The 12375-nt window shown below is 72.5% G+C and carries 15 protein-coding genes; 6 read left to right on the top strand and 9 right to left on the bottom strand.

What is annotated here, in order from left to right:
* Positions 1-5: 5 nt before the first annotated feature.
* Positions 6-479, top strand: coding sequence for a DUF5709 domain-containing protein (locus LZ604_RS24220; protein ID WP_234517555.1), 474 nt, complete (start codon positions 6-8; stop codon positions 477-479).
* 131 nt (positions 480-610) lie between these two features.
* Here the strand turns inward: LZ604_RS24220 and LZ604_RS24215 are convergent, their stop codons facing one another.
* From LZ604_RS24215 to LZ604_RS24205, 3 genes are all read right to left on the bottom strand, one after another.
* Positions 611-1690: a CapA family protein gene (locus LZ604_RS24215; protein WP_372482192.1), complete on the bottom strand. Its 1080-nt coding sequence runs from the start codon at positions 1688-1690 to the stop codon at positions 611-613.
* Positions 1691-1819: 129 nt separating this feature from the next.
* Complete coding sequence (locus tag LZ604_RS24210) at positions 1820-3127, bottom strand: phosphoribosyltransferase family protein (RefSeq protein ID WP_234517553.1); 1308 nt, start codon at positions 3125-3127, stop codon at positions 1820-1822.
* A 12-nt stretch (positions 3128-3139) separates the two neighbouring features.
* Positions 3140-3451, bottom strand: coding sequence for a dsRBD fold-containing protein (locus LZ604_RS24205; RefSeq protein ID WP_234517574.1), 312 nt, complete (start codon positions 3449-3451; stop codon positions 3140-3142).
* A 193-nt stretch (positions 3452-3644) separates the two neighbouring features.
* Between LZ604_RS24205 and LZ604_RS24200 the strand changes: the two genes are divergently transcribed.
* A complete protein-coding gene (locus LZ604_RS24200; protein WP_234517552.1) occupies positions 3645-4019 on the top strand; it encodes a YchJ family protein in 375 nt (124 codons plus the stop codon).
* Positions 4020-4113: 94 nt separating this feature from the next.
* Here LZ604_RS24200 and LZ604_RS24195 read toward each other — a convergent pair whose 3' ends face one another.
* On the bottom strand, positions 4114-4815 hold the full coding sequence (locus LZ604_RS24195; protein WP_234517551.1) for a FadR/GntR family transcriptional regulator: 702 nt from the start codon (positions 4813-4815) through the stop codon (positions 4114-4116).
* A gap of 130 nt (positions 4816-4945) precedes the next feature.
* Here LZ604_RS24195 and LZ604_RS24190 point away from each other — a divergent pair, with 130 nt between their 5' ends.
* Together LZ604_RS24190 and LZ604_RS24185 are read left to right on the top strand one after the other, a co-directional pair.
* Positions 4946-5485 carry a gluconokinase gene (locus LZ604_RS24190; protein WP_234517550.1) on the top strand — a complete coding sequence of 180 codons (540 nt, stop codon included), beginning with the start codon at positions 4946-4948 and terminating at the stop codon, positions 5483-5485.
* A gap of 99 nt (positions 5486-5584) precedes the next feature.
* Positions 5585-6982 (top strand): GntP family permease, encoded by a 1398-nt coding sequence (locus tag LZ604_RS24185; RefSeq protein ID WP_234517549.1) that lies wholly within the window; start codon positions 5585-5587, stop codon positions 6980-6982.
* A gap of 25 nt (positions 6983-7007) precedes the next feature.
* On the opposite strand, the gene LZ604_RS24180 is transcribed toward LZ604_RS24185, so the two are convergent.
* Positions 7008-7241, bottom strand: a complete 234-nt coding sequence (locus tag LZ604_RS24180) for a hypothetical protein (protein ID WP_234517548.1) — start codon at positions 7239-7241, stop codon at positions 7008-7010.
* Positions 7150-7365 (bottom strand): MerR family DNA-binding transcriptional regulator, encoded by a 216-nt coding sequence (locus LZ604_RS24175; protein WP_234517547.1) that lies wholly within the window; start codon positions 7363-7365, stop codon positions 7150-7152. The genes LZ604_RS24180 and LZ604_RS24175 overlap by 92 nt, the downstream gene beginning before the upstream one ends.
* Here LZ604_RS24175 and LZ604_RS24170 point away from each other — a divergent pair.
* Positions 7364-7954 (top strand): NAD(P)-binding domain-containing protein, encoded by a 591-nt coding sequence (locus tag LZ604_RS24170; protein WP_308283628.1) that lies wholly within the window; start codon positions 7364-7366, stop codon positions 7952-7954. The two genes, LZ604_RS24175 and LZ604_RS24170, sit on opposite strands and share 2 nt — an antisense overlap.
* A 12-nt stretch (positions 7955-7966) precedes the next feature.
* Here LZ604_RS24170 and LZ604_RS24165 read toward each other — a convergent pair whose 3' ends face one another.
* The 3 genes from LZ604_RS24165 to LZ604_RS24155 form a co-directional block, all read right to left on the bottom strand.
* Complete coding sequence (locus LZ604_RS24165; RefSeq protein WP_234517546.1) at positions 7967-8599, bottom strand: cytochrome b/b6 domain-containing protein; 633 nt, start codon at positions 8597-8599, stop codon at positions 7967-7969.
* Entirely contained in the window at positions 8583-9356 is a 774-nt protein-coding gene (locus LZ604_RS24160) for a molybdopterin-dependent oxidoreductase (RefSeq protein WP_234517545.1), read from the bottom strand. Before LZ604_RS24160 ends, LZ604_RS24165 begins: the two co-directional genes overlap by 17 nt.
* A 104-nt stretch (positions 9357-9460) precedes the next feature.
* Entirely contained in the window at positions 9461-11116 is a 1656-nt protein-coding gene (locus LZ604_RS24155; RefSeq protein WP_234517544.1) for an FAD-binding dehydrogenase, read from the bottom strand.
* 247 nt (positions 11117-11363) lie between these two features.
* Here LZ604_RS24155 and LZ604_RS24150 point away from each other — a divergent pair, with 247 nt between their 5' ends.
* Entirely contained in the window at positions 11364-12257 is an 894-nt protein-coding gene (locus LZ604_RS24150) for a DMT family transporter (protein WP_234517543.1), read from the top strand.
* The last annotated feature ends 118 nt before the right edge of the window (positions 12258-12375 follow it).

Raw genomic sequence — 12375 nt, 5'->3', positions numbered from 1 at the left:
CGGAAGTGACGGAGAACGGCATGGGGGACGAGGTCTACCAGCCCCAGGGCGAGGAGGACGTGGTCGAGGACATCGGCCCGCTCGAATCGGAGGACACCCTCGACGACCGCGGGACGGAGCCGTTGGACGAGGGGTACTCCCCGCCGGAGAGGCCGCTTGCGGTGGACGAGCCGGGCACCACCGCGGCCGAGCAGCGCGAGGGCGAGACGCTGGACCAGCGGCTGGCCCGGGAGGTACCCGAGGCGACAGGGCCGGAGGGCGACGGGATCGGGGACGTGCCGGGCGGCGAGGGCGAACCCGTCGACGAGGAGGTCGGCGGCCCCGATGCGGGGCGGCTCGTCGCCCCGGACGAGGGCGCCCATCCCGACACGGAGGCCGCACTCGTCGCGGACGACGCCGGCATCGACGGAGGCGCCCGCGGAGCCGAGGAGGCCGCCGTGCACGTGATCTCGGAGGACGAGGAGGAAGAGAGCGGATAGCCGCCGACGCCTCCGGCGCACGGGGCCGCATGGCCACGAGACCGGATCGTCAGCATGCGTGGACCGGTTCCGGTGGCCGGAACGTCCCGTGCCCTACGGGGCTGCTTCGCTGTCGGGGCGGTGGGGAGCGGTTACTTCCGCGCGGGCGGGGAGCGGAATCTCAGCGTGTTGTCGGGGTCGAGGTCGATGTGGGTGCCGAGAGGGCGGCTGCAGGTGTCGAGGGCGGCTCGCAGCCATGCGGCGTCCTGGGCCGAGGCGTGTTCCAGCCGCATTCTGCGCGACTGCAGGGGCACCATCCGGACACCGGTCAGGCCGCCGGTGTCCGGCTCGACCGAGACCAGGTACAGCAGCCGCAGGTCGTCCCGGTACCGCTCGTAGCCGCCTATGCCCTCGTAGTCGTCGACGAGGTCGCCGCAGCCGTAGAGGACGAGCCTGTCCCGGTACGCCTCCAGGGGGCGCGGGTGGTGCGAGGAGTGACCGTGCACGATGTCCACGCCCGCGTCGACGAGTGCGTGCGCGAAGCGGATCTGGGCGCGCGAGATGTCGTAGCCCCAGTTGGAGCCCCAGTGGACGGAGGCGACGGCGAGGTCACCGGGGCGTTTCACGCGCCGCAGCCGCTCGGCGAACGCGGCAGCGGAGGTCATCGTGGGCCCCGGAAGGAGGTCGACACCTGACCGGTCCTCGGTGGCGGCCCAGTGCTCGGGGATCCCGCTGGAGGGCATGCCGAAGGAGAAGACCAGCACCCGGCCGCCGCCGCGCAGCGGCACGACCGCCGGCCGGCGGGCCGAAGCCGCGTCGGGACCCGCCCCCGCCGTGCGCAGCCCCGCGCCCGCCAGGGCGTCGAGGGTCTCGGCCAGGCCGCGGCGGCCGAAGTCGAGCACATGGTTGTTGGCCAGGACGCAGACATCGGGGCGGGCCGCCGCCAGACAGGGCAGGTTGGCGGGGGTCATCCGGTAGTGGACGCCCTTGCCGGGCGCGAAGTCGTCGTGGCGGGTGACCGAGGTCTCCAGATTGATCACCCGGACCTCGGGTGCGGCGGCCTCCAGGACCGCCAGGGCCTCGCCCCAGGGCCTGCGGAAGCCCGCCCGGGGAACCGGCCCGTTCACCGCCTCGGCCAGGGCCACGTAGTCCCGGGCGTCACGGACGTAACCCTCCCGCAGCTCCGGGTCACCGGGGTGCGGAAGGATCTGATCGACGCCCCGGCCGAGCATGACGTCACCGCCGAGGAACAGCGTGACCACGCCCTCGTCCACCCTCCCACGCTAAAGCCGTCGTACGCCCGGTGCGAGAGGCCCCGTGGGGCCCCGGTGCCTAGAGTGCTTGCCGGGGTCGCCGGGGTGCTACACGTGAGCGGGGGCCATGTGGTCGGTGAACCAGTCGCGGGCCAGGTCGGTCACCACCTCCAGGGTGCCGGGCTCCTCGAACAGGTGAGTGGCGCCGGGGACGATGGCGAGGTGGTTCTCGCAGCGCAGCCGGGCCTGTGCCTGCCGGTTGAGGTCGAGTACGGTCGGGTCGGCGCCGCCGACGATGAGCAGCGTGGGCGCGGACACCGCGGGCAACCGGGGCCCGGCGAGGTCGGGGCGGCCGCCCCGGGAGACCACCGCGGCGATGCGGGCCTCGGGCTCCGCCGCGGCCCACAGGGCGGCGGCGGCGCCGGTGCTGGCGCCGAAGTACCCGATGGCGAGCGTTTCGAATCCGGGCTGTGCGCGCAGCCAGCTGGTGGCGTCGGCCAGCCGTCGGGCCAGCAGGCCGGTGTCGAAGACATTGGCCCGGTCCTGCTCCTCCTCCTCGGTGAGCAGGTCGAACAGCAGGGTGCCGAGGCCGGCCCGATTCAGGCCCGTGGCCACGAACTGGTTGCGCGGACTGTGCCGGCTGCTGCCGCTGCCGTGCGCGAACAGCACGACCCCGGGCGCGTCCTCCGGCGCGGTGAGCTGCCCTCTGAGGCGTACGGCGCCGGCGGTCACCTCCAGCTCCGTCTCGGAGGACCCGGTTTCGGTGCTGCCCCCGGCGGAGCGTCCCGCGGCCTGCCTCAGGCAGTCGGCGACCTCCTCGTCGTCGGTCTGGGCGAAGTCCGCGTAGAACTGGCCGATCGCGAAGAAGTCCCGCGGCGTCGCCACGGACACCAGTTCGTCGGCCTCCCCGCCCAGCCGCTCGGTCCAGTCGCTCGGGGCGACGGGGACCGCCAGCACGATCCGCTCGGCACCGCGGGCCCGGGCGATCCGGCAGGCCGCCCGTGCGGTCGACCCGGTGGCCACACCGTCGTCGACCACGACCACGGTCCGGCCCTGGAGGGTGACGGGCTCGCACTCACCGCGGTAGCGCCGGGCGCGCTGCTCGAGGACGATCCGTTCGTGCTCCTCGACCCGGGCGAGATCCTCCGGGGGGACGCGTGCCTCACGCACCACCGCGTCGTTGATGACACGTACGCCGTCCTCGCCGATCGCCCCCATCCCCAGTTCCGGCTGGAAGGGCACGCCGAGCTTGCGGACCAGGCAGACATCGAGCGGCGCGCCGATCGCCTGGGCGACCTCGAACGCCACCGGGACCCCTCCCCTGGGGAGGCCCAGCACGACCGCGTCCCGGTGCCTGAGGTGCTCCAGGCGGGCGCCCAGTTGCCGGCCCGCGTCCTGGCGATCCATGAAGATCACGGCTCGGCCTCCTCACTCCCGGGGCAGCCACAGTGGGGCGGGTGGAGCCTCCTCCGGCGCTCCGGCCTCCTCGATGTCGCCGGCGGCGGCGCGCAGCAGCTTCCGGCCCAGCGCGACCAGCGCCCGCCCGGCCGCCAGTTCGTCGCCGATCTCGGGCACCTCCGGGTCGTAGGGGTTGCGGTGTGCCGCGGCGCAGCTCTCCATCAGGTTGTCACCGGTGTCCAGGACGACCCTGGCCGTGGTGGCGGGGTCGTGCTCGGAGAGGTAGAGGCGCAGGCTCCACTCCTTGGCGGTGGGAGGCCGGCTGCGGGCGGCTCGGGTCATCGTCATCTTCCGTCCCTCCTCACACCGGTGCGCCGCGGCGCCGCACACGGCGCACGGCCTTCTTCCACTGTGACTCCGATGGAGCGGGTGCGCACGCAAGGGAGGCCGAAACTCCGGCTGCCCGGCAGGCCGTCACGCCGGTCCGTCCGCCCGCCGCGCGGGGTGCCGCGCCGGACCCGGCAGAATGGCGGTCATGACCACGCGTTCCTGCCCGTGCGGGCTGTCCGAGGCGTACGAGAAGTGCTGCGGCCCTTTCCACTCGGGTGCCGTGGCCGCGCCGACCGCCGAGGCGCTCATGCGGTCCCGGTACAGCGCGTTCGTGCAGAGGGACACGGGGTATCTGCTGCGGACCTGGCATCCGCGCACCCGTCCCGCGCGGCTCGACCTCGATCCCGGGATGCGCTGGACGGGGCTGGAGGTCCTGGAGACGACGGGCGGGTCCGCGTTCCACTCGACGGGAACGGTGACCTTCCGCGCCTCCTACCGCGGCGGCACGCTGCACGAACGCAGCCGGTTCGAACGGGTGGACGGGGCATGGGTGTACGTCGACGGGGACTTCCTCGACTGACGCGCGCGGCGGCGGACGGCCGACGGGGGCGGACGGCCGACGGGGGCGGACGGCCGACGGGGGGGCGGACGGCCGACAGGGCGGCGGACGGCCGCTACGGCGCGAGGATGTCCAGCTCGTGCAGCGCGCCGACGGTGATCTCGCGGGTCAGATGTTCCGCGCGGGCCGCGTCCCCTTCCCTTACCGCCTCCGCAACCTGGACGTGCAGGGTGACCGCGGCCGGGTCGGGGTCCTCGAACATCACGTCGTGGTGGGTGCGGCCCGAGAGGACCTCCGCGACCACGTCGCCCAGGCGGGCGAACATCTCGTTGCCGGACGCGTCCAGGATCGTCCGGTGGAAGGCCATGTCGTGGATCAGGTAGCCCTCGAGCTGGTGGCCGCGTGAGTTGGCGACCATGCCCAGTGCGCACTCGGTGAGGCGGGCGCACTGCTCGGGCGTGGCGTTGCGGGCGGCCAGGCCGGCGGCCACGGGTTCGATCGCCGAGCGCAGCACGGTCAGTGAGCGCAGCTGGTGCGGGCGGTCGGCGCCGGCCAGGCGCCACCGGATGACCTGGGGGTCGTAGACGTTCCACTCGGCCTTGGGGCGGACCGTCACCCCCACCCGGCGGCGGGATTCCACCAGGTGCATCGACTCCAGGACCCGGACCGCCTCGCGCATCACGGATCTGGAGACCTCGAAGTGCTGGGCGAGTTCGTCGGTGCGCAGGACGCTGCCCGGCGGGTACTCGCCCGCAGTGATCGCTGGGCCGAGGGTGTCCAGTACACGGCCGTGCAGTCCCCGGCCCGGAGTGGTCATGCACTCAGCGTACGAGGTGGGTCACACGAAGAAAAAGTCAGACTTATTCGTCACAGAGTCTTGAATTCGTCGTACCTAATCGGTTTCAGTGACGTCGACATCAGATGTCGACGAAGACAGCGAGAGCACGATGCAGCAAGTGCGTACCCCCCACGTCGTCGTGGTCATGGGCGTCGCGGGCACCGGCAAGACCACGGTCGGTCCCCTGCTCGCGGCCCGGCTCGGCGTTCCGTACGCCGAGGGCGACGACTTCCACCCCCCGGCCAACATCGCCAAGATGTCGGCGGGCGTCCCGCTCACGGACGAGGACCGGTGGCCCTGGCTGGACGCCATCGGCGCCTGGGCGCAGGGGCGGGCGGGACTCGGCGGGGTGGTCAGCAGCTCGGCGCTGAAGCGTGCGTACCGCGACCGGCTGCGGGCCTCGGCTCCCGGCATCGTCTTCGTGCACCTCACGGGCGACCGCAAGCTCATCGAGGACCGGATGGCGCACCGGCAGGGGCACTTCATGCCCACCGCGCTGCTGGACTCCCAGTTCGCCACGCTCCAGCCGCTGGAGCCGGACGAGGCGGGAGTGGCGGTGGACGTCTCGGGCAGCCCCGAGAAGATCACCGCCCGCGCCATGGACGCCCTGCGCGATCTCGAGCGGTCCTCCGCCCAGCCCTCGCAGTAACCCCCGGCCCTCGCGCCGCCGCCGCTTCCCCTAGGCACGCGGCCCGAGGGCCCTCCCCACCAGAAACCGAGAGTTCCTCTCCTCACCCAAGGGACACCCGTGACCAGACTCAGCGTCGAGATGCTGGCAGCGGACACCGTCGAGCCGATCACCTCGGCGGGCCACGCTCAACTGGGCATTGCGGCGGCGGCGAGCATCGCCGTCATCGTGCTGCTCATCACCAAGTTCAAGCTCCACGCCTTCCTGGCCCTGACCATCGGCTCGCTCGCGCTCGGAGCGTTCGCCGGGGCACCGCTCGACAAGGCCATCACCAGCTTCACCACCGGGCTCGGCTCGACCGTCGCCGGTGTGGGCGTCCTGATCGCGCTCGGCGCGATCCTCGGCAAACTGCTCGCCGACTCCGGGGGCGCGGACCAGATCGTCGACACGATCCTCGCCCGGGCCAAGGGCCGTGCGATGCCGTGGGCGATGGTGCTGATCGCCTCGGTGATCGGTCTGCCGCTGTTCTTCGAGGTCGGCATCGTGCTGCTGATCCCGGTCGTGCTGATGGTCGCCAGGCGCGGCAGTTACTCGCTGATGCGGATCGGTGTCCCGGCGCTCGCGGGCCTGTCCGTGATGCACGGTCTGATTCCGCCGCACCCGGGGCCGTTGGTCGCCATCGACGCCGTCAAGGCCAACCTCGGCGTGACGTTGGCGCTCGGTGTGCTGGTCGCCGTCCCGACGGTGATCATCGCCGGCCCGCTGTTCTCGAAGGTCGCGGCCCGCTGGGTGGACGCCCCGGTTCCGGAGCGGATGCTCCCACCGCGCGCCTCGGAGGAGTTGGAGAGGCGTCCCGGCTTCGGCGCCACGCTGGCCACCGTGCTGCTCCCGGTCGTCCTGATGCTGTCCAAGGCCCTGGTCGACATCGTCGTGGACGACCCGGCGAAGATGGTGCAGCGGGTCTTCGACGTGATCGGCTCTCCGCTGATCGCCCTGCTCGCCGCCGTGATCGTCGGCATCTTCACGCTGGGCCGCCCGGCCGGGTTCAGCAAGGAGCGGATCACGCGGACCGTCGAGAAGGGGCTCGCCCCCATCGCGGGCATCCTGCTCATCGTGGGGGCCGGCGGCGGGTTCAAGCAGACGCTGATCGACTGCGGTGTGGGCCGGATGATCCTGGACATATCCAGGGACTGGTCGATCCCCGCCCTGCTGCTGGCCTGGCTGATCGCGGTGGCGATCCGGCTCGCGACGGGTTCCGCGACCGTGGCGACCGTCTCGGCGGCGGGTCTGGTCGCGCCGCTCGCGGCCGACATGTCGACCACCCACGCGGCCCTGCTGGTCCTGGCCATCGGTGCCGGCTCGCTGTTCTTCAGCCATGTCAACGACGCCGGCTTCTGGCTGGTGAAGGAGTACTTCGGACTGAGCGTCGGACAGACCGTCAAGACCTGGTCCGTCATGGAGACGATCATCTCGGTGGTGGCCGGCTCCCTGGTGCTCCTGCTGTCCCTCGTGATCTAGGAGTACGGCGATGACGGCGGCCCGCCTAGTCCCCGAAGCCGGGCGGCAGCGTGGACCGGCTCCGGTCCACGGCCCAGGCGAACACCGGCTCCGCCGCCGGTACCGGCACCGCCGTGCAGCCTTCCGGGACTGACTGCAGCGGGTGCCCCACCAGCGAGTCCACGATGTCACGGGCGGCGATCAGGTCGTCGATCGCCGCCGTGATCCGCGCCCGCTCCCCGGCGAGCCCGTCGAGGAGTTCGGGGCACGTGCCGGCCACGACGACGCTCTCGTCGTCGGCGCACGGCACGATCTCCGGGATGACGGACTTGCCCCTGTTCCTCGTGGTAGCGCAGGGCGCGGGGGCTCGCGCCGGTGTGGCGCGAGAGTTCACCGATCCTCATGGGCCGAGTGCAGCAGGGACTTGACTCTCACGTCGATGTCAATGCCTGGCGTCGCGGCATGACGACATCGACGACTCGGCCATCCGTTTCCGTCCTCGGCATGGGCCCCATGGGCCGTGCCCTCGCCTCCGCCTTCCTGACGGACGGCCACCCGCTGACGGTGTGGAACCGCACCCCCGGCCGGGCCGGCGACCTCCCCGGCTGGGGCGCCACCGTCGCCTCCTCGGCCGAGGACGCCGTACGCACCGGGGAGCCTGATCGTTCGTATGCCCCATGGACTACGACGCCGTACGGGCCGTGCTTGGCCGCGGTTCTCTACAGCGGTGCGCGGGGCGCGGCGCCGCGCACGCCTTCGCCCCGCCTCCGCGGAGGGCGTCGCCCCCGGGGAGCCGGCACCGTTCGCCGCCGGGATCAGCGGCTTCCTGTCCGAGATGATCCCCCGGTGGGCCGAGCAGCTGCGGACCGGCCGCCTCCCCGGGGGAGCGCTCCACGGTCGCCTCGGCCGCGGCCACACTGGCCCGGCTCGTCGGGACCGCCGACCGGGCCGTGGCCGAGGGGCACGGTTCGGACGGGCTCGCCCGGCTCGTGACGGCCGTCGCGGCTACGGGCGCCACAGCGGGTGTTCCCGGTCCGCCCATTCGCGGCTGACCAGGCCCGTGCGCAGGCCCCTGCGGGACTCCGGGTCGCCCAGGGCCATGCCGATGTGGCCGGCCAGGACCACGCCGATGGTCAGGGCGAGCCAGTCGTGGACGAAGGTCGCCGATGTCCGCCACTTCAGCGGGGTGAGGTGGGTGAACCACATCAGCAGTCCCGTGCCCAGCATCACCAGCGTGGCGCCCGCGATCCAGGCCGCGTACGTCTTCTGGCCCGCGTTGAACTTCGCCGCGGGGCGGGACTTCCGACGGTGGTCGCGGCGCAGGGCCGCGCGCAGCCAGATCCGGTCGTGCGGCCCCCAGCGGTTGAGGTGGCCGAGATCCGCGCGAAAGGCCCGGGAGGCCAGGCCCATCAGGACGGGGACCGGGAGCAGCACGCCCGCCACCTCGTGGATCCTGACCACCAGTTCGCGGCGGCCGACCAGTTCCGCGAAGGCCGGGATGTAGAGGCAGGCCGCGGTGACCACGCAGACGCCCATCAGCGCGGCCGTCGTGCGGTGGACCCAGCGCTCCGCGCGCGTGAAGCGGTGTACCCGGGCCGGAGCGGCGACGGGATGCCCTGCGTCAACTCGTGGGGGCATCGTCCCGTCCGTTCGACCGGCCGACCCACGCGTCCACGTCGTAGCCGCGCTCCTCCCAGAACCCGGGGCGCACGTCCCGGGTGACGGTGATGCCGGAGAGCCACTTCGCGGACTTGTAGAAGTACATGGGGGCGACATAGAGGCGGACCGGGCCGCCGTGCTCGTGGCTCACCGGCTTGTCCTGCATCTTCAGCGCCACCAGGACGTCGCTGCGGCGCGCCTGGTCGAGGGTGAGGCTCTCGGTGTACGCCCCGTCGAAGCAGCTGAAGCGGACGGCGCCGGCGGAGGAGCGGACGCCCGCGGCCTCCAGCAGCGTGGCGAGCCGTACCCCTTCGAAGGGTGTCTTCGGCACCCGCCAGCCCGTGACGCACTGGACGTCGTGCACGAGCCGGGTCTGAGGCAGGGCCCGCAGGTCGGCGAGCGTATAGGTCTTCGGGTGGTCGACCAGGCCGTCGACGGTGAGGCGGTAGTCGGTCTCGTCCCGGTGCGGAACGGACGCCGTCACGGAGTAGTAGCGAAAACCGCCACCGTTGGGCAGCAGACCGGTCAGGCCCGTCGGGTCCTTGCCGGAAACGCTGCCGAGAAAGGCTTCCAGGCCGCGCTGGAGCGTGGGCGCGGCGACGACGCCGAGCGCGCCGAGACCCAGGGTCCCCAGCAGGACCCGGCGGCCGATCGGGGCGCCGGTCGCGGTGGGCTCCGGTGCTCCCCGGTCCGCGGGCTCCGGTGCGTCCCGCTCTTCGGGTCGTTCAGGGTTCACAGAGTGATTCGAACACCCTCCGGCCCCTCGGGGCCAGGGGCAACGGGTGCCCGTCAGGATTCCGTAACCACTTCTCACCGGGTTCTCGGGAGCCCGGCCTCCCGCTACCCGAGCGCCTTCGCCGCCGCGCGTCCGGCCGTGCGCCCCGAGAACAGGCAGCCGCCGAGGAACGTGCCCTCCAGGGAGCGGTAGCCGTGCACCCCGCCCCCGCCGAAGCCCGCCGCCTCCCCGGCCGCGTAGACCCCCGCGAGCGGGTCGCCGCCCTCGGTCAGCACCCGCGAGGAGAGATCGGTCTCCAGGCCGCCGAGCGTCTTGCGGGTGAGGATGTTCAGGCGCACCGCGATGAGGGGACCCGCGCCGGGGTCCAGGATGCGGTGCGGGGCGGCCGTGCGGATCAGCCGGTCGCCGAGGAAGCGGCGGGCCCCGCGGATCGCGGTCACCTGGAGGTCCTTGGTGAACGGGTTCAGGATCTCCCGGTCCCGGGCGACGATCTCGCGGCGCAGCTCGGCCTCGTCGATGAGCGGCTCCTCGGTGAGCGCGTTCATACCGCGCACCAGCGCTCCCAGGTCCTTCTCCACGACGAAGTCGACACCGTGGTCCATGAACGCCCTGACCGGCCCGGGCACGTCCGCGCGGGCCCGTCCGATCACGTCCCGGACCGACTTGCCGGTGAGGTCGGGGTTCTGCTCGGAGCCGGAGAGAGCGAACTCCTTGCCGATGATCTTCCGGTCGAGCACGAACCATGTGTGGTCGTACCCGGTCCGCATGATGTGCTCGAGGGTGCCGAGGGTGTCGAAGCCGGGGAAGAGCGGTACGGGCAGTCGCCGGCCACGGGCGTCGAACCAGAGGGAGGACGGGCCCGGCAGGATGCGGATGCCGTGGTTCTCCCAGACGGGGTTCCAGTTGTGGAGGCCCTCGGTGTAGTGCCACATACGGTCGCGGTTGATCAGCCGGCCGCCGCTCTCCTCCACGATGCCGAGCATCTTCCCGTCGACGTGCGCGGGCACGCCCGAGACCATCCGCTGCGGCGGCGCGCCGAGACGCTTGGGCCAGTTGGCCCGCACCAGGTCGTGATTGCCGCCGATGCCCCCGCTGGTGACGATCACCGCCTGGGCCCTGAACTCGAAGGCGCCGGCGACGGTGCGGCTGCTGGCTTCGCCCCGCTGCACGTCCGAGGGCTCCAGGACCTCACCGGTGACGGTGTCGACGGTGCCCGCGCTGCGTGCGAGCCCGGTGACCCGGTGACGGAACCTCAGCTGGACGACACCGCGCGCGACGCCGGCCCGGACGCGGCGTACGAACGGTGCGATCAGTCCGGGGCCGGTCCCCCAGGTGATGTGGAAGCGGGGGACGGAGTTGCCGTGGCCGGTGGCGTCGTATCCGCCGCGCTCGGCCCAGCCGACCACCGGGAAGAAGCGGACGCCCTGCCGGTGCAGCCAGGCCCGCTTCTCGCCGGCCGCGAAGTCGACGTACGCCTCCGCCCATCTGCGCGGCCAGTGGTCCTCGGGGCGGTCGAAGGCGGCGGTGCCCATCCAGTCCTGGAGGGCCAGGGCGTGGCTGTCCTTGATCCGCAGCCGGCGCTGCTCCGGCGAGTCGACGAAGAAGAGGCCGCCGAAGGACCAGAACGCCTGGCCGCCCATCGACTGTTCGGGCTCCTGGTCCAGCAGGATCACCTTCCGGCCGGCGTCCACCAGTTCCGCGGTCGCGGTGAGCCCGGCGAGGCCTGCCCCGATCACGATGACATCAGCGTCGTAGGCCATGGGCCTGTTCCTCTCGCCGTGGCTACCGGTCGGTATGCCGTGACCGACGGGTCAGATCCTTCGGCAGGAGGAGTAACGGCGTCAACCGCCTGTTCCCGGGTACTCGCCGTGCCTGTGTTCGAGCGTCGGACGTCGTGGGCGGGCGGGGCCTGTCGGGAACCGGTCAACCACGGGCGGGGCACAGTCCGGGGCGTTACAGTCGGCGTGATACGCCTCCCGTGACCCCGTTGAATCATCGAGGTACAGCGTGTCGGTACTGGTTCTGGCCCTCGCCGTGAGCGCGGCCTTCTGCCTGGGCACCGGATTCGTGCTGCAGCAGAACGCCGCACAGCACGCGCCGCTCAGCGACTTCCTCTCCCCCCGGCTGCTGCTGGACCTGGTGAAGATGCCTCGCTGGCTCGGCGGCATCGGCCTGATGGTGGTCGGCATGGGACTCAGCGCCGTCGCGCTGGCCCACGGGGAGATCTCCCTGGTCGAGCCGCTGGTCGCCACGAACCTGCTGTTCGCGCTGGCCGAGTCCCGCCGGCAGACCAGACAGCCGCTGGGCCGTCAGGGATGGGCCGGGCTCGCGCTGCTCGCCGGCGGCGTCACGGCGTTCATCGTGGCGGGGCGGCCGAGGGCGGGCGTCGCGGTCACGGATCCGGTACGGCACTGGGTGATCATCGGCGTGATGGTCGGTCTGGCGCTGCTGCTGACGACATATGCGAAGAAGTCGCGGCTGATCATCGGGCCGGTGCTGCTGGGGCTGGCGGCGGGGCTGCTGTACGGGGTGCAGGACGCGCTCACCCGGGTGAGCGGGCAGCGGCTCACGGCGGGCGGCTGGACGGAGTTCATCACGGGCTGGCAGCCCTACGGTGTGCTGGTGCTCGGGGTGACGGGGCTGATCCTGGTGCAGAGCGCGTTCGAGACGGCGCCGCTGCGGATGTCCCTGCCGGCGCTGACCGCCGCCCAGCCGCTGGCCGGGATCGTGTGCGGGGTGGGCTTCCTCGGGGACCGGCTGCGCACCGACACCGGCGCGCTGGCCTGGGAGACGGCGGGACTGGCGGGAATCGTCTTCGGCATCGTTCTGCTGGGCCTGCACCCGGCCATGCCCAGGGGGGCGGCGGAGCCGGAACGGGAACGGGACCTCCAGGCGGGGTGAGGCACGCGGCCCCGTGCGCGGAGGGGGCGTGCGGCGACGGGCCGTAGCGTGCGGGCGACGGGCCCGTAAGCCTGCGGGCGGGGCGCACGGTGCCGGGCGGGGCTGGTTGGATGGGTGC

This window comes from Streptomyces glomeratus (assembly GCF_021462825.1).
In the GTDB taxonomy this organism is placed as follows: Bacteria; Actinomycetota; Actinomycetes; order Streptomycetales; family Streptomycetaceae; genus Streptomyces; species Streptomyces glomeratus.
This window is presented reverse-complemented; position numbering and strand designations above follow the sequence as displayed.